This window comes from Roseibaca calidilacus (assembly GCF_001517585.1).
GTDB lineage: Bacteria > Pseudomonadota > Alphaproteobacteria > Rhodobacterales > Rhodobacteraceae > Roseinatronobacter > Roseinatronobacter calidilacus.
This window is the reverse complement of record NZ_FBYC01000004.1, coordinates 671,452-686,374: the sequence shown is the minus strand read 5'-3', so window position 1 is coordinate 686,374 and position 14,923 is coordinate 671,452. Positions and strand designations below refer to the sequence as shown.

Annotated in this window: 13 protein-coding genes; 6 read left to right on the top strand and 7 right to left on the bottom strand. The window is 61.2% G+C overall.

The genetic code is table 11. The features are described 5' to 3' along the window. Positions 1 to 15: 15 nt before the first annotated feature. Positions 16 to 894 carry a polyprenyl synthetase family protein gene (locus AWT76_RS06835; protein ID WP_072245677.1) on the bottom strand — a complete coding sequence of 293 codons (879 nt, stop codon included), beginning with the start codon at positions 892 to 894 and terminating at the stop codon, positions 16 to 18. A 94-nt stretch (positions 895 to 988) separates the two neighbouring features. Here AWT76_RS06835 and crtD point away from each other — a divergent pair, with 94 nt between their 5' ends. Both crtD and crtC read left to right on the top strand, forming a co-directional pair. Then, complete coding sequence (gene crtD, locus AWT76_RS06830; protein WP_072245676.1) at positions 989 to 2,566, top strand: 1-hydroxycarotenoid 3,4-desaturase CrtD; 1,578 nt, start codon at positions 989 to 991, stop codon at positions 2,564 to 2,566. After that, positions 2,521 to 3,402, top strand: a complete 882-nt coding sequence (gene crtC / locus AWT76_RS06825; RefSeq protein ID WP_072247558.1) for a carotenoid 1,2-hydratase — start codon at positions 2,521 to 2,523, stop codon at positions 3,400 to 3,402. The genes crtD and crtC overlap by 46 nt, the downstream gene beginning before the upstream one ends. 110 nt (positions 3,403 to 3,512) lie before the next feature. On the opposite strand, the gene glyS is transcribed toward crtC, so the two are convergent. Genes glyS through AWT76_RS06810 form a run of 3 tightly spaced genes read right to left on the bottom strand, consistent with a single transcriptional unit; the run spans position 3,513 to position 7,237 of the window. Next, positions 3,513 to 5,795 (bottom strand): glycine--tRNA ligase subunit beta, encoded by a 2,283-nt coding sequence (glyS, locus tag AWT76_RS06820; protein ID WP_072245675.1) that lies wholly within the window; start codon positions 5,793 to 5,795, stop codon positions 3,513 to 3,515. A 3-nt stretch (positions 5,796 to 5,798) separates the two neighbouring features. After that, positions 5,799 to 6,305 carry a DUF6446 family protein gene (locus AWT76_RS06815; RefSeq protein ID WP_072245674.1) on the bottom strand — a complete coding sequence of 169 codons (507 nt, stop codon included), beginning with the start codon at positions 6,303 to 6,305 and terminating at the stop codon, positions 5,799 to 5,801. Then, positions 6,305 to 7,237: a glycine--tRNA ligase subunit alpha gene (locus AWT76_RS06810; protein WP_072247557.1), complete on the bottom strand. Its 933-nt coding sequence runs from the start codon at positions 7,235 to 7,237 to the stop codon at positions 6,305 to 6,307. Before AWT76_RS06810 ends, AWT76_RS06815 begins: the two co-directional genes overlap by 1 nt. Before the next feature lie 129 nt (positions 7,238 to 7,366). Between AWT76_RS06810 and AWT76_RS06805 the strand changes: the two genes are divergently transcribed. Further along, positions 7,367 to 9,124: a serine protease gene (locus AWT76_RS06805; RefSeq protein WP_072245673.1), complete on the top strand. Its 1,758-nt coding sequence runs from the start codon at positions 7,367 to 7,369 to the stop codon at positions 9,122 to 9,124. Between the two features lie 79 nt (positions 9,125 to 9,203). On the opposite strand, the gene metF is transcribed toward AWT76_RS06805, so the two are convergent. Continuing rightward, positions 9,204 to 10,070, bottom strand: a complete 867-nt coding sequence (gene metF, locus AWT76_RS06800; RefSeq protein ID WP_072245672.1) for a methylenetetrahydrofolate reductase [NAD(P)H] — start codon at positions 10,068 to 10,070, stop codon at positions 9,204 to 9,206. Positions 10,071 to 10,158: 88 nt separating this feature from the next. Between metF and AWT76_RS06795 the strand changes: the two genes are divergently transcribed. Further along, on the top strand, positions 10,159 to 11,064 hold the full coding sequence (locus tag AWT76_RS06795) for a LysR family transcriptional regulator (RefSeq protein WP_072247556.1): 906 nt from the start codon (positions 10,159 to 10,161) through the stop codon (positions 11,062 to 11,064). A 55-nt stretch (positions 11,065 to 11,119) separates the two neighbouring features. Here the strand turns inward: AWT76_RS06795 and AWT76_RS16700 are convergent, their stop codons facing one another. Further along, entirely contained in the window at positions 11,120 to 12,304 is a 1,185-nt protein-coding gene (locus AWT76_RS16700) for a hypothetical protein (RefSeq protein ID WP_176699357.1), read from the bottom strand. Between the two features lie 195 nt (positions 12,305 to 12,499). Here AWT76_RS16700 and AWT76_RS06790 point away from each other — a divergent pair, with 195 nt between their 5' ends. Further along, on the top strand, positions 12,500 to 12,682 hold the full coding sequence (locus AWT76_RS06790; RefSeq protein WP_072245671.1) for a PLD nuclease N-terminal domain-containing protein: 183 nt from the start codon (positions 12,500 to 12,502) through the stop codon (positions 12,680 to 12,682). A 193-nt stretch (positions 12,683 to 12,875) separates the two neighbouring features. Then, a complete protein-coding gene (locus AWT76_RS06785; RefSeq protein ID WP_072245670.1) occupies positions 12,876 to 14,435 on the top strand; it encodes a 2-isopropylmalate synthase in 1,560 nt (519 codons plus the stop codon). A 58-nt stretch (positions 14,436 to 14,493) separates the two neighbouring features. Here AWT76_RS06785 and AWT76_RS06780 read toward each other — a convergent pair whose 3' ends face one another. Continuing rightward, positions 14,494 to 14,835, bottom strand: coding sequence for a hypothetical protein (locus AWT76_RS06780; protein WP_072245669.1), 342 nt, complete (start codon positions 14,833 to 14,835; stop codon positions 14,494 to 14,496). Positions 14,836 to 14,923: the final 88 nt, after the last annotated feature.

Sequence of the window (14,923 nt, the reverse complement as noted above, 5' to 3'; positions counted from 1 at the left end):
TTGACGGTCATGGCGTTACACCCGCGCGGGCGCGACGGGGGTCATGCGTTCGGCGTAAAGCCGGACAAGCTGCGCCAACTGCCCTTCGCCGGGGCAAGAGGGGATGGACGCAATCGCGCCCGACAGGATGTCCTGCAAATGCTTGATCGCACCCTGCACGCCCAATTCCTCGACCGCAGAGGGGCGGGCATTGGCCACGTCTTGGCCCACGGGCTTGCCCAAGGCTTGCTCGTCATAAAGCGCGTCGCGTAGGTCATCGGCCACCTGGAACGCCTCGCCAATGCGGGCGCCCAGTTCTTCCCATGGCTCGGGGTCTTGCCCGGCAGCCATGGCGCCCATCTGGGTGGCGGCAACAAAAAGCGCGGCGGTTTTCGACATGTGATAAGCGCGCAGATCGACCTTTGCCTCGCTTTCCCAGCCCTGCCCCGCGCAGATGCCATGCGGCATGCCGGTATGGCGCGCCAGCAAGCGCACCAGTTTCAGCGCGCGCAGCGCGTCTTGGTCCGTGGCGCGGCCCAACTCGTCAAAGGCTGCGATAATCAGGCTGTCGCCGGTCAGCACCGCCAAGGGTTCGCTGAAGGCCAGATGCACGGTCGGTTTGCCGCGCCGGAAATCGGCATTGTCGAACGCGGGCAAATCGTCATGCACAAGGCTGGCGCAGTGGATCAGCTCTAGCGCGATTGCCGCCGAATCGGCCAATGCCGGGCGATCATCGCCGCAGGCCTTGGCAACAGACAGGCAAATCGTGGGGCGAATGCGCGCGCCACCGGGCGTGACGGCATAGTTCAACGCGGCGGCCAAGCGTCCGGGGACGGCACCTTCGGGAACACTGGCCCCTTGCGCGCGGGCAATCGCGGCGCTCATCGCGCGGTCAATTCGGTGGCTCAGGTCCATGGCGACCTCCCTTCGCTGCGTATGTCAGAACAAATGGACAGGTATGTGTAAATTACACTGGACAGTTTTGCGCAAAGAGTCAAGAATTCCTAACATGACCCTTGCAGACGACAGCATCGCCATCATCGGCGCCGGGATGGGTGGTTTGGCCGCGGGCATCCAGCTGGCCGCGGCAGGCCGCGATGTGACCATCTATGAGGCGCATGGCTGGCCCGGCGGCAAGATGCGCACGGTCCCCTCTGCTGCCGGCCCGGTTGATGCCGGGCCAACCGTCCTGACGCTGCGCGATGTGCTGGATGATCTGTTCGCCAGCGCCGGCCGCGCGACAAAGGACCACGTCACCCTGACCGCCCTGCCAATTCTTGCCCGCCATTACTGGGCCGATGGCACAAGGCTGGATCTGACGCATGACCCTGCCGAGAATAGCGCAGCCATTGCCACCGCCTTCGGCACCCGCGCCGCACGCGAGTTCGACCGGTTCAGCACAGAAACCCGCGCGCTGTTTCACGCCTTTGACGCCCCGATCATGCGCAGCCCGCGCCCGCGCGTTCTGGCCTCTGCCCGCGCAGCCCTTGCCACACGCGCAACCCTGCCATGGCTGGTGCCGGGGCGGTCGCTGGACAGCATGTTGCAAGCGCGCCTGTCGGACCCGCGCTTGCGGCAATTGTTCGGGCGCTATGCCACCTATGTGGGCGGCAACCCCATGCTCGCCCCTGCCGTGCTGGGGCTGGTCTGGCAGGCCGAAGCGGCGGGCGTCTGGGCGGTGCAAGGCGGCATGGCCGGGCTGGCGCAAGCCCTTGCCGCGCTGTTTCAGCGCTTGGGCGGCACGCTGCGCCTGAATACCCCCGTGGCGCGCATTGCCACCGACAATGGCCGCGTGACGGGTCTGGAACTGGCCGATGGCACTGGCGCATCCGTGCGCCAGATCATCTTCAACGGCGACCCGGCAGCGCTACCTTACCTGCTGGACCAGCCCGCCAAAGCCCCCAAGCGCCGCCAAACCCAGCCGCGCAGCCTGTCAGCGCGCGTCTGGACCTTTGCCGCCGAAGTGAGCCCGCAAGGCTTGGGCCGCGACGCGCTTGCCTATCATACGCTGTTCTTTGCCGATGACGCGGGCGCGGAATTCGCGCCTTTGGCCAAGGACCGCACGCCGCAAGACCCGACCATCTATGTCTGCGCGCAAGACCGCGCGGCGGGCGCTGCGCCCAAGGGCCTTGAGCGGTTTCAATTCATCCTGAACGCGCCCGCAACCCGGCCGGGCAGCCCAGAGAAAGACGCATCATGTCAAACCCACCCCTTCGACCGCTTGGCGCAGTTCGGCCTGCATCTGACCCCGCGACCGGGGCCGGACAGCCTGACCACGCCGGCGGGGTTCGCGGCCCTCTTTCCGCACAGCCGGGGGGCACTTTACGGGCTATCACCGAACGGTGCCGCCGCGACCTTCCTGCGGCCCACGGCGCGCACCAAGCTGGCGGGGCTGTATCTGGCGGGGGGCGGGGTGCATCCGGGGGCGGGCGTGCCGATGGCGCTGCTCTCGGGGGGGCACGCGGCGCAGGCGGTGCTCAGCGACCGGATTTCACGCGTCAGGTCGGCCCCAATGGTTACGCATGGTGGTATGTCGACGGCATCAGCGATTGCGGCACGCGCGCCGTCTCGGTCATCGGGTTCATAGGGTCGGTTTTCTCGCCTTGGTATAAATGGTCGGGGCGGCGCGATCCGGCCAATCATTGCTGCATCAACGTGGCGACCTATGGGCCAAAGGGCCGCTTTACCATGACCGACCGGGGGCGCGAAGCCCTGCGCCAATCGCAAGATGTGTTCGAGGTCGGCCCCTCGTCCATGCGCTGGGACGGCGACCGTCTGGTGATCGAAGTGAACGAGATTTCGTCCCCCCCGCTCATCAGCCGCGTGCGCGGCACGGTCACGCTGCACCCGGACGCGCTGTTTGGTCAAGTGCATGACCTGACCCCCGATGGCGCGCATCATTGGCAACCCTTCGCCCCCATCGCGCGCATAGAGGTGGACCTGTCGCCGGGCCATAAATGGCAGGGCCATGGCTATTTCGACGCGAATTTCGGCACCGCCGCGCTGGAGGATGATTTCAACTATTGGACATGGGGCCGCTTCCCGCGCAGCCATGGCGCGACCTGTTTTTACGACGCTGTGCTGCGCGACGGGTCCGAACAAGCGACCGCGCTGCATTTCCACCCCGATGGGCGGATGGAGCATATCGCGCCGCCACCCCGCGCCCGCTTTAAGCGCAGCCTATGGGCCGTGCGGCGCGAAACGCGGGCCGATGCGGGTGTTGTGCCGCGGCAAGTGCTGCCCATGCTGGATGCGCCGTTTTACGCGCGCTCTGCCGTGCAGACCACCATCGACGGGGAACAGTCCGTCGGCGTGCATGAAGCACTTGACCTGCGCCGCTACGCGCAACCGCTTCTAAAACCGATGCTGGCCGTCCGCGTGCCCCGCCGCGCCGGGTGGCGGTTCGAGGATGCGGCGGGGTAACGGGCCGCGGATGGCCGGGGCCTGCCGCCCCAGACCGTGGCGATAGGCACTTTATGGCGGCCATGCACATGTGACCCGCGAACAACGCGCCTGTTAACCACGGGCGAGGGTCAGCCGCTGACCTTTGTCAGGTCCGCCACCTGCAAGCAAATCTCGCGAATGCGGTGCAGTAGGTTCAGACGGTTGCGACGCAGGATCTGGTTTTCGGCATTGATCTGCACGGCATCGAAAAACGCATCAATCGGCGCGCGCAGGCCCGCCATGGCCTGCATGGCGGCGGCGAAATCCTCGGCCTGCATGGCGGGGGTGATCGCGGCTTCGGCTTGGTCGAGTGCGGTGAACAATGCGTGTTCCGCGTCGGTGTCCGCCAGTTTCGGATCGGGACCAAAGCTGTATTCCACCCCGTCCTTTTCCTCTGCCTGCGTCAGAATGTTGTTGGCGCGCTTGAAGCCCTGCAACAGGTTCTCGCCATCATCGGTTTTCAGCAGGTCCGACAGCGCCTCGGCGCGTTTGACCAGAAGCGTCAGGTCGTCATTGCCCGGCATCGCCAAGCACGCGTCGATCACGTCATGCCGGATACCCTGATCGCGCAGGTAGACCTTGAGGCGGTCGTGGAAAAATGGGAGTGTCAACGCTGCATCTGTTTGGCCTAGATCAAGGTCTCCCACTTCAATCTTAACTTCTTCGATAAGGTCTGCATCTTTTGCGGAAAACTCTGACAGAAACTCTGAAGCATCTTCAGCCGCCTCAGACATCTCTTTGAGTTTCTCCCAAGCGTCGTCGAAAGGGATACCCATCTCTCTTGCGATTATGGCTACTCGTCTGACGCGGTCAGCGTACCCGGTGTCATACAGGCGAAGCCAAATTTGGAAATGAGACGAGGCAAGGATATTTAGGAGTGAGAACCTGACATCATTTACCAACACCAACCGAATAACCCCCAACGCCGCTCTCCGCAGCGCAAAAGGGTCTTTCGACCCGGTGGGCTTTTCGTCAATCGCCCAGAACCCGGTCAGCGTGTCCAGCTTGTCGGCCAGCGCCACGGCGACGGTGACGGGCGCGGTGGGCACATCGTCGGACGGGCCAAGGGGGGAATAATGGTCGCGGCAGGCATCGGCCACCTCTGGCGCATAGCCGCCTTTCAGTGCATAATAGCGCCCCATAACCCCTTGAAGTTCTGGGAATTCCCCGACCATGCCCGACCGCAGATCGGCCTTCGCCACGCGGGCGGCTTGCTCTGCCATATCGGCATCCGCACCCACCAGCGGCGCTATCTCGCGCGCCAGCGCCGCGATGCGGTCAATCCGGTCGGCCTGCGACCCCAGCTTGTTGTGGAAGGTCACATCGGACAGCCCTGCCCCCATGCCTTCAAGCCCTGCATCAGAAACAAGCCGCAAGTCATTGTCCCAAAAGAATTTTGCATCCGACAACCTAGCCGCCAGAACCTTTTGGTTCCCAGCCAGAATGGTCGCGCCCTGATCCGCCGTCTCGCGGTTCGCAACCGTCACGAACCCTACGATCTGCCCCGATTTCGGGTCGCGCACCGAGAAGAACTTCTGATGCTCTTTCATAGAAGTTTGCAGCACTTCCGGCGGCAGGTCGAGGAATTGATCCTCAATCCGCCCCATCAGCACCACGGGCCATTCGACCAGCCCGGCCACTTCGGCCAGCAGGCCCTTATCCTCGACCAGTTCCAGCCCTTGGGCAAAGGCCAGTTGCGACGCCTCGTTCCAGATATGGCCCGCGCGTTCGCTAGGGTCCAAGATGACCTTGGCGCGCTTCAACTTTGCTGCGTAATCCTCGAAATTCGCAACAGAAAACGCATCCGGCGCCATGAAACGGTGTCCGCGCGTGCTGTCGCCCGACACGATGCCATCCACGTTCAGCGGCACCACCTGCGCGCCATCTTCGCGCGACAGGATGCACAGGATGGAATGCAGCGGCCGCACCCAGCGCAAGCTGCCCGCGCCCCAGCGCATCGACTTGGGCCATGGGAAGTTGCGGATGGTGCGTTCCAGCACCTCTGCCACGATCACCGGCGCTGCGCGCCCTGCGGTCGTGACATGGGCAACGTAAACCTGCCCCTTCTTGTCGTCCTGAATGCTCAGGTCATCCATGGTCAGGCCGGTGGAGCGCAAGAACCCCTCGACCGCCTTTTCCGGCGCGCCCACTTTCGGGCCGCGCCGTTCCTCGCGCAGGGTTGGGCTGTGGTCGGACAGCCCCTGCACCGCCAGCGCCAGACGGCGCGGCGTGGCGAAGGCTTCCGCATGGGCATAGGTCAGCCCCGCGTCCACCAGCCCATCGGTGACAAGCTTTTTCAGCGCGTCGGCGGCACCCGCCTGCATACGCGCCGGAATTTCCTCGGAGAAGAGTTCGATCAGAAGGTCAGCCATGGGTCATTCTTCGCTTGAGGGCGGAGGGGGGCAGCCCGGCGGCACCGGGTCGCCATCGAAATGCGCGGTGCCGCAGGGGTTGATCTGGTGCCAAGCATAGGCGCGGCCATCGGGGAAAATGGCGGCCACACGGTCTATGCCATAGGTAATATTGGCATGGGCGGTCACGGCCTGCGCCGCGCCCGCATCCAGCGCGGTAGCAATCGCGCCCGCATCGAAACAGTCGAACCAACCGGGCGCGTTCAGGGGCGTGGCCCCGTCATAGGGCGCGAATTCAGCCATGTCAGCCAGCGTGAAACAGGCGCGGAACCGGATGGGAGAGGAGATGGCGTCAATCCCTTCGAACGCGGTCACGGCCACATCGCGCGGGGTGTCTTCGCCCGCATGGGTCAGCGCGATGCTGCCTTGTGCGGGAAGCGTGTCGTAATAGCCATACACCTGCAAATACCACATGCCTGCGCCGCCAAGCGCGGCACTGGCCAGCAGCAGAACAACAAGGAAACGGCCCATCAAGCCCCCCCGGCGGCGGTCTGCACGAAGGCATCCGCGCACATCTTGGCCAGCGCGCGGACGCGGCCGATATAGGCTTGGCGCTCGGTCACGGAAATGACGCCGCGCGCATCCAGCAGGTTGAACAGATGGCTGGCCTTGATGCATTGGTCATAGGCCGGGTGCGCCATGATGATGCTGCGGCCCGCGCTGTCGGTGGCCGGGGCCGCAAGGATGCGCTGGCATTCGGCCTCTGCATCTTTGAAATGCTGAAGCAGGGTGTCGGTATCGGCCTGATCGAAATTCCAGCGGGAATATTCCTGTTCGGTCTGGCGGAATACATCGCCATAGGACAGCGGAATTATGGCATCGGGCGCGTTGAAGGGCATGTCCATGACATGATCGACCCCCAGCACATACATGGCCAAGCGTTCCAGACCATAGGTCAATTCGCCAGAAACCGGCTTGCAATCATGCCCGCCGACCTGCTGGAAATAGGTGAATTGCGACACTTCCATCCCGTCGCACCACACTTCCCAACCCAAGCCCCAAGCGCCCAGCGTGGGGGATTCCCAGTCATCCTCGACAAAGCGGATATCGTGCAGCGCATCGTCAATCCCGATCGCGCGCAAAGACCCAAGATAAAGCTCTTGCAGATCGGGCGGCGAGGGTTTGATGATGACCTGATACTGGTAGTAATGCTGCAAACGGTTCGGGTTTTCGCCATAGCGCCCGTCGGTGGGGCGGCGCGAGGGCTGGACATAGGCCGCCGCCCACGCCCTTGAGCCCAGCGCACGCAGGGTGGTGGCCGGGTGAAACGTGCCTGCGCCCACTTCCATGTCATAGGGTTGTAACACGGCACAGCCCTTGGCGGCCCAGTAGTTCTGCAACCTCAGGATGATTTCCTGAAAGCATGCAGGCTTTTGTGAACGGTTTTCAGCGACTTCCGCCATTTCGGCCCCTTGCCATGTCAGCGCAATCTCGTAAAGCTGCGTCTGCATAGGCAAGCATCCGTCAAGGGTCAACGCCGAAACCGGGCGCGGACGGTCGGTCTATTGAATACGGGGAAGGAATTGAACATCATGACACGGTATTTCAACACGGCGGTTTTTCTGGCCGCCAGTGTCTCGGGGCTGGCGCTTGGCCCGGCGCTTGCGCAAGACAGCCGGTGGGTGCAACTGGAAGCGCATCGCGAGTTGGACGTGGCCCTGACCCGCGCGCAGCAATACCAAGACAGCATCGGCAATGTCAGCGGATTTCAGCTTCCCTCGGAGTGGTACGCGTTAACCCTTGGCCCGTTCGAGACCGATACCGACGCCTTCGAGGTGCGCCGCCAGCTGCGCGCCGAACGCGCCATCCCGCCGGATGCTTTTGTGTCGAGCGGTGAAAATTACCGCGCGCGCATCTTTCCCGTGGACGGGGCGGCAGTCGCCCCACAAGTCACACCGCAAACGCCACCGGTCGAAACGCCAGACCCACTTGCCACGGCGGAACCAGAACCAGAACCAGAACCCGAAGAAACCCTGCGCGAAGCGCAGATTTCCGAACGCCAATTGGACCGCGATCAGCGCGCGGACTTGCAGACCGCGCTGCAATGGTTCGGCTTTTACACCCAGCGCATCGACGCGGCGTTCGGCCCCGGCACGCGCCGCTCTATGGCGGCGTGGCAGGCCGACAACGGCTATGAAGAAACCGGCGTTCTGACCACCCGCCAGCGCGCGGAATTGCTGGATGATTACCAAAGCGAATTGGCAGCTTTGGGTATGCAGACCATTCGTGACGCCGATGCAGGCATAGAGATCGCCCTGCCCCTTGCCATGGTTGATTTCGACCGCCACGAAGCGCCTTTCTCGCGCTTTACCGCCAAGGATGACAGTGGCGTGCAGGTGCTGCTTTTGTCCCAGCCGGGCAATCAGGCCACGCTTTTTGGTTTGTATGAGATCATGCAGACGCTGGAAATTGTCCCATTGGAAGGCGCGCGCGAGCGCGAGGCGAACAGCTTTACCCTGACCGGTCAGAACGAAGAGCTGCGCTCGCATACATTCGCGCAGTTTCGGGGCGGGCAAATCAAGGGCTACACGCTGGTCTGGACGCCAGAGCGCGACGACCAGATGGCCCGCGTGCTGCCGATGATGCAAGAGAGCTTCACGACATTCGGCGGCACCCTGCCCGAAAGCACGGGGCAAGCCAGCCAGGTCGCGCGCTCTGCGCTTCTGGCCGGTCTGGCCGTGCGCCGCCCTGATTTCTCGCGCTCGGGCTTTTACATTGACGCGACCGGAACAACCTTGACCACCGCCCAAGCCGTCGCGCAATGCGACCGCGTGACCCTTGACGAGGCCTATACCGCCCGCGTGCGCGCCCGCGACGATGCGCTGAACATTGCCGTGCTGGAACCCGAAACCCCGCTTGTGCCGCTGGCGTTTGCACAATTCGCTGAAGGGGACATGCCCGTGGGGCAAGAGATCACGATCTCTGGCTATTCCTTCGAGGATATGCTGACACGCCCTGTGCTGACCTTCGGGCGGCTGGATGCCACGGGCGGGCTGAACGGGGAAGACGGCGTGTTGCGCCTGAACGTAACCGTGGCCCAAGGCGATCTGGGCGGGCCGGTCTTTGGGCCGAACGGTGCGGTTCTGGGGCTGCTGTCGGGCCAGCCGCCGATGGAAAATCGTCAATTGCCGCCAGAGGTGAATTTCGCGGTGTCCGCACAGGCGATCCGCGGGTTTCTGTCAGAAAACGGCGTCGCCAGCGGCACGTTGCGCGACGGTGTCAGCGTGCCGCCCGAGCAGTTGACGCGGGTCGCGGGCGATCTGACGGTGCTTGTGTCCTGCTGGAACTGAACGGCGCTTTGAACGCACGCCATGAACCGCAAAAAGCCGCATCATTCCGATGCGGCTTTTTCATGCGCAGGCGCATGGGTCAGGCGACATTCTCCAGCGCGAATTGCGGCTGCACACCCAGCGCATGGCACACGTCGCGCGTCAGATGCGGGCGGTTGAGCGTGTAGAAATGCAGGTCTTCCACCCCCTCGCGCATCAGCGTGTCGCACAGCTCCGTGCACAGCGCGGTGGCCAACAGGTCTTCGCGCCCGTCGCGTTTGGCTTTTTCGAACGCCTCATCCAGCCATGCGGGCACAGTGGCCCCCGTGGCCAGCGCGAATTTGCGAATGCCCGACCAGTTTTCGATGGGGACAATGCCGGGGATGATCGGTCGATCAATCCCTTCCGCCGCGCAAGCGTCGCGAAAGCGCAGGAAGGTCTCTGCCTCGAAGAAGAACTGCGTGATCGCGGAATGCGCGCCAGCTTCGAACTTGCGCTTCAGCCAGCGCACATCGGCCAAGCTGTCGGCGGCTTCGGGGTGGGGTTCCGGATAGGCCCCCACACGCAGGTTGAAATTGCCGGTCGCCGCCAGCGCCTCGATCAGTTCGATAGAATTGGCGAAACCCTCGGGATGGGCGGTAAAGCCCCCCTGCCCCTTGGGCGGATCGCCGCGCAGGGCCACAATCTCTGTCACGCCCGCTTGCGCGTAGCTGTCGGCAATGGCCAAGGTGTCGGCACGCGTGGCATCCACGCAGGTCAGATGGGCGGCGACATTCAGGTCGAATTGCGCGCCGATGGTGGTCACGGCCTCATGCGTCAACTGGCGGGTCGTACCGCCTGCCCCATAGGTGACGGATACGAATTGCGGGCCAAGCGGGGCCAACATGCGCACCGTGTCCCACAGCTTGAAACTGGCTTCCAGCGTCTTGGGCGGGAAGAATTCGAAAGAAATGCGCGGTGCGGACATGAGTCGTCTCCGGTTGGATTTCGCATCTTGTGCCACAGGCGCGGATGTGAAACCAATTCATTATCTTCAACATGATTATGAGCGCTCTATGCATATCGAATTCCGCCACCTGCGCACGATCAAGGCCATTCACGATGCAGGCGGGCTGGCCCGCGCCGCCGAATTGCTGAACATGACGCAATCGGCGCTGTCGCATCAGGTCAAGGGGTTGGAAGATCAGGCCGGGGTCGAACTGTTCGTGCGCCGCTCGAAACCGCTGAAATTGTCGGCGGCGGGGCTGAAAATGCTGCGCGCCGCCGAGGATATCCTGCCGCGTGTGACGGCGCTGGAAGATGAATTTGCGGGGCTGGTCAAGGGCAGTTCGGGGCGGCTGCACATTGCCATCGAATGCCATGCCTGTTTCGACTGGCTGTTCCCGGTGCTGGAGCAGTTCCGCAAGGCTTGGCCCGATGTCGATGTCGATATCCGCCCCGGTCTGGCCTTCGATGCCCTGCCCGCCCTGCGGCGCGAAGAGGTGGATCTGGTCATCTCGTCAGACCCCGAAGCGCTGGACGGCGTGCAATTCCTGCCGCTGTTTGACTATGAACCCGTGTTCGTCGCCGCCAAGGGGCACCCGCTGGCGGGGAAGGATTTCATAGAGGCAGAGGATTTCCGCGACCAGACGCTGATTACCTACCCGGTGGAGCGCGCGCGGCTGGACGTGTTCACCCAGCTTCTGACGCCCGCCAAGGTGGAGCCGCGCGCGGTGCGGCAGGTGGAACTGACGGCGGTGATCTTGCTGCTGGTCGCATCCGGGCGCGGCGTGTCGGTCCTGCCCGACTGGGTGCTGCGCGAGGTGCGGTATCATTCGGATTACGTCACCAAGCGGTTGACCGAGGGCGGGCTGACCCGGCGGCTATATGCGGCGGTGCGGGACGAGGACGCGGCGAAACCGTTTATGGCGCATGTGCTGCGGCTGGCCCGGACGGAGCCGGTGAAGTTGCAGAGGGGGTGAGGGGTCTGTGAAAATCCTAAACTGACCGACGGCTGTAATCAAAAAAACCAGTCTTCTAATTTGAAATATCAATGCTCTCATAAGGAATATTGAGACGCGAGAAAGGCCGTGTGTAGCGATCCACACAAGCTCTTTTTGCACCTTCTACATTCAGTTCAAAAGCATAGCGCCACAAGTAAGCAGCATATATCAAGGACGCGTCGTCAACCGTAAAAAACTCAAGCAGTGTATCCCAAAGTTCCCTACAGACTGATGTTGGCGTCGCATCACTCGGAAAGGACCCTCGTTCTAGTGATGCCAGATAACTTCTCAAAGTTTCATAGCTTCTCGATCCGATAGCGTTATCAAAGTGAATCGCCGCAGACGAAGAACCAACAACTGCAAACGGTAGAACAGTTGAAAGGTCAATGTCCTGAAAGCCGCTTTCTGTGTGATTAGCAAACAGCGATGTCTCAATTTCGAACGATACCGAAACATCCAACCCATTCAGGTAAACGCCATCTCGTCCGCGCGAACCGCGAATAGAGAATGCGATACTGGATGGCAGTTCTGTGCCAGAATCAACAAACCGCATTCCAACGTCATTTGACACGTCAGTATCATTTTGCGTATCGACGACCTTTGCCATTACGTTCAGAGCGTTTTGCATGTTTGGCAGCAGCTCGAAAGCCGGTTGAAGCGCGTTAAATGAAAGCAAAGAAACTTGATCACTAAATTCGTTAAACTGGGAGGTATCCAAAAACACATTACTATTTTTTTGCAAACGAAGTTGAACATTTAGGTTGTTATTACTCAAGTCTATTGGGAAGTTATCAACAAGAACACCTGATCTTGACAAATTTGCAGTCAAACTGGCATCGGTCGTAAAAAATAAGAACCTTCTCCGTTCATACGCGAAAGAAACAAGCGCCTTCTTTACAATCTCTTTAGATCCAGAAAACACGCCTATCGTAAGAACGTAGCTTCCAGACTCTCCTCCGAAAGCGCGAACGACGGCGTCTCGAAGGAAACTTTCCAAGCTATTTTCAACACTTGATTCATCTGGTAACCCATTTTCAACATCCACAGCGAAGTCAATATTATATTTTATTCTTCCATAGGCAGACCGAAAGTCATACGGTGCAGCATGGGTGCCTAGTTCCGAATAAGGTATAACAATTGCACCTTCGGTTTGCGCCAGAGCATTGGAACCGAACACGAGCAAAACTAAAGAATATAAAAAGGGGCTTTTAAGATGCATCTCTGCTCCCATCAATTCTATGATAGTGAAAAGTTGAGTGAGGCACGTAAAAAATATTTTTTACAGCATTTCATTATAAAGGTCAACGTCCAATTTAACGTCACTCCTGCACAATCCACTTTTTGAAAATTGTATCAGATTGCACCCACCCCCAAACCTGCTACCCTCGCGCCACGCAACCGAAGGACATACCCCATGACAGAACTCACCGGTTTCGGCGGCCTTATCCTCCTCGCCCTCGGGCTGTGGGCGATCATTTCGACCATCAATTCCAGCGCCTCGACCGGGCGCAAGGTGCTGTGGTGTCTGATCGTGTTCTTCCTGCCGCTTTTGGGCTTTATCCTGTGGCTGCTCTTTGGCCCGCGCGCGCGGGGCTGAGGCCCGATTTCGGGGGTTTTCAACCGCGACCCTCGGGCTTATAGTTACGCCCATGAGCATGCTGCATCATATCCGCGCGATTGCGCTTGAAAGCCTGGCTCTGCTTAGGGGCCTCTGAGCGTGCCGGACGGGCGCGCCGCTCAGAGGTGAGATGCGCCCGGACCAACCGCAGCAGACCCCAAGGAATACCCCGATGACCCACAGCAAACAGGACCGCGTCCTGATTTTTGACACCACCCTGCGCGATGGCGAACAAAGCCCCGGCGCGACCATGTCCCACAGCGAAAAGCTGGAAATCGCCGCCCTTCTGGACGAGATGGGCGTGGATATCATCGAAGCGGGCTTCCCCATAGCCAGCGAGGGCGATTTTCAGGCCGTGTCCGAGATTGCGAAAAACGCCCGCAATGCTGTGATCTGCGGTCTGGCGCGGGCCAATCTGGGCGATATCGACCGCGCGTGGGAGGCCGTGAAACACGCGCCGCGCGGGCGGATTCATACGTTTATCGGCACCTCTCCGCTGCACCGCGACATCACGGCGCTGGATATGGACGGGATGGTGGCGCGCATCCATGACACCGTTACCCATGCGCGCAACCTGTGCGATGATGTGCAATGGTCGCCCATGGATGCCACCCGCACCGAGCATGATTTCCTGTGCCGCGTGGTGGAAACCGCGATCAAGGCGGGGGCCACCACGATCAACATTCCCGACACGGTGGGCTATACCTACCCGCGCGAGAGTGCCGACCTGATCCGTATGCTCTTGGAGCGCGTGCCGGGCGCCGACACGATCACCTTCGCCACGCATTGCCATAACGACCTTGGCATGGCGACCGCCAATGCTTTGGCCGCCGTGGAAGCTGGCGCGCGTCAGGTCGAATGCACGATCAACGGCCTGGGCGAGCGCGCGGGCAACACGGCACTGGAAGAGGTGGTCATGGCGCTGCGCGTGCGCGGCGACATCCTGCCCTACCGCACGGGTATCGACACCACGAAGATCATGGGCCTGTCGCGCATGGTCGCGGCAGTGTCGGGCTTTCCGGTGCAGTATAACAAGGCCGTGGTCGGCAAGAACGCGTTTGCGCATGAATCCGGCATCCACCAGGACGGGATGCTGAAGAACAAGGAAACCTTCGAGATCATGCGCCCCGAGGATATTGGCTTGGCCGCCACCAACCTTGTGATGGGCAAGCATTCGGGCCGCGCGGCCTTGCGCGCGAAACTGTCGGAACTGGGCTATGAGTTGGGCGACAACCAGTTGAAAGACGTGTTCGTGCGGTTCAAGGCCTTGGCCGACCGCAAGAAAGAGGTCTATGACGACGACCTGATCGCGCTGATGGCCGAAGCCAGCCTGTCGGATGAGGACGCCTATCTGCAAATCAAGCGTTTGCGGGTGATCTGCGGCACCGATGGCCCGCAGGAAGCGGAACTGACCATGCTGGTGGGCGGCGAGGAGAAATTCGTCGATGCGACCGGCGACGGTCCGGTGGATGCCACGTTCAACGCGGTGAAAATGCTGTTCCCGCATGACGCGCGGCTGGAGCTGTATCAGGTCCATGCCGTGACCGAAGGCACCGATGCGCAGGCCACCGTCAGCGTACGGCTGGCGCGTGACGGGATCGTCTATTCCGGCCAGTCTTCGGACACCGACACAGTGGTCGCCAGCGCCAAAGCCTATGTCAACGCGCTGAACCGGCTGGTGATGCATCAACACCGGGGCAATCTGTCGGCGCTGATGTCAAGCGCCGGATAAGACCGCACTTCAAGAAGGGCCGCTGCTCCTTGGGGCGGCCCTTCGGAACGATTTCGCTTTACTGGAATGTGTAGGTCTTTCCGCGTCCCGGCCCGCTACGGTAGGTGAAGTAAAGATCTTCTCCCTTGCGACCGATCACGAACTGATATTTCTTGCGATTGGCCGTATCGTTCACACGCACCACGCCGCTTTGTGTGATCGTATAAGTGCCTTCTTCGCGATAGCCGTTTGAATGGGTGAAAACGAAGGTGCCGTCAGGCTTGAAATAACTGACGGAACCGCCGGAAAAGCGTCGCTCTGCCTGGGTCAGTATTTCGAACGCCTGATAGCCATCGAATTGTTGTGCTTTCGCAATGAAGGGTATTGTCAGGAAAAACAGTGCCAGAACATACGCGCGCATTGGGCAATCTCCGCATGATGGTTTGAACCGCGTCAGTGTTGGCCAGCTTTCGCAGTCGGTCAAGTTGATTCGTTTCTTGACCCTTCTT

What these genes read in the sequence shown, in the direction of transcription:
- AWT76_RS06790 (WP_072245671.1), top strand. Translation starts at nt 12,500, where the DNA reads ATGACAGAACTCACCGGTTTCGGCGGCCTTATCCTCCTCGCCCTCGGG.
- AWT76_RS06835 (WP_072245677.1), bottom strand. Translation starts at nt 894, where the DNA reads ATGGACCTGAGCCACCGAATTGACCGCGCGATGAGCGCCGCGATTGCC.
- AWT76_RS06780 (WP_072245669.1), bottom strand. Translation starts at nt 14,835, where the DNA reads ATGCGCGCGTATGTTCTGGCACTGTTTTTCCTGACAATACCCTTCATT.
- glyS (WP_072245675.1), bottom strand. Translation starts at nt 5,795, where the DNA reads ATGGCTGACCTTCTGATCGAACTCTTCTCCGAGGAAATTCCGGCGCGT.
- metF (WP_072245672.1), bottom strand. Translation starts at nt 10,070, where the DNA reads ATGTCCGCACCGCGCATTTCTTTCGAATTCTTCCCGCCCAAGACGCTG.
- AWT76_RS06805 (WP_072245673.1), top strand. Translation starts at nt 7,367, where the DNA reads ATGACACGGTATTTCAACACGGCGGTTTTTCTGGCCGCCAGTGTCTCG.
- AWT76_RS06810 (WP_072247557.1), bottom strand. Translation starts at nt 7,237, where the DNA reads ATGGCGGAAGTCGCTGAAAACCGTTCACAAAAGCCTGCATGCTTTCAG.
- AWT76_RS06815 (WP_072245674.1), bottom strand. Translation starts at nt 6,305, where the DNA reads ATGGGCCGTTTCCTTGTTGTTCTGCTGCTGGCCAGTGCCGCGCTTGGC.
- AWT76_RS06785 (WP_072245670.1), top strand. Translation starts at nt 12,876, where the DNA reads ATGACCCACAGCAAACAGGACCGCGTCCTGATTTTTGACACCACCCTG.
- crtD (WP_072245676.1), top strand. Translation starts at nt 989, where the DNA reads ATGACCCTTGCAGACGACAGCATCGCCATCATCGGCGCCGGGATGGGT.
- AWT76_RS16700 (WP_176699357.1), bottom strand. Translation starts at nt 12,304, where the DNA reads ATGCATCTTAAAAGCCCCTTTTTATATTCTTTAGTTTTGCTCGTGTTC.
- AWT76_RS06795 (WP_072247556.1), top strand. Translation starts at nt 10,159, where the DNA reads ATGCATATCGAATTCCGCCACCTGCGCACGATCAAGGCCATTCACGAT.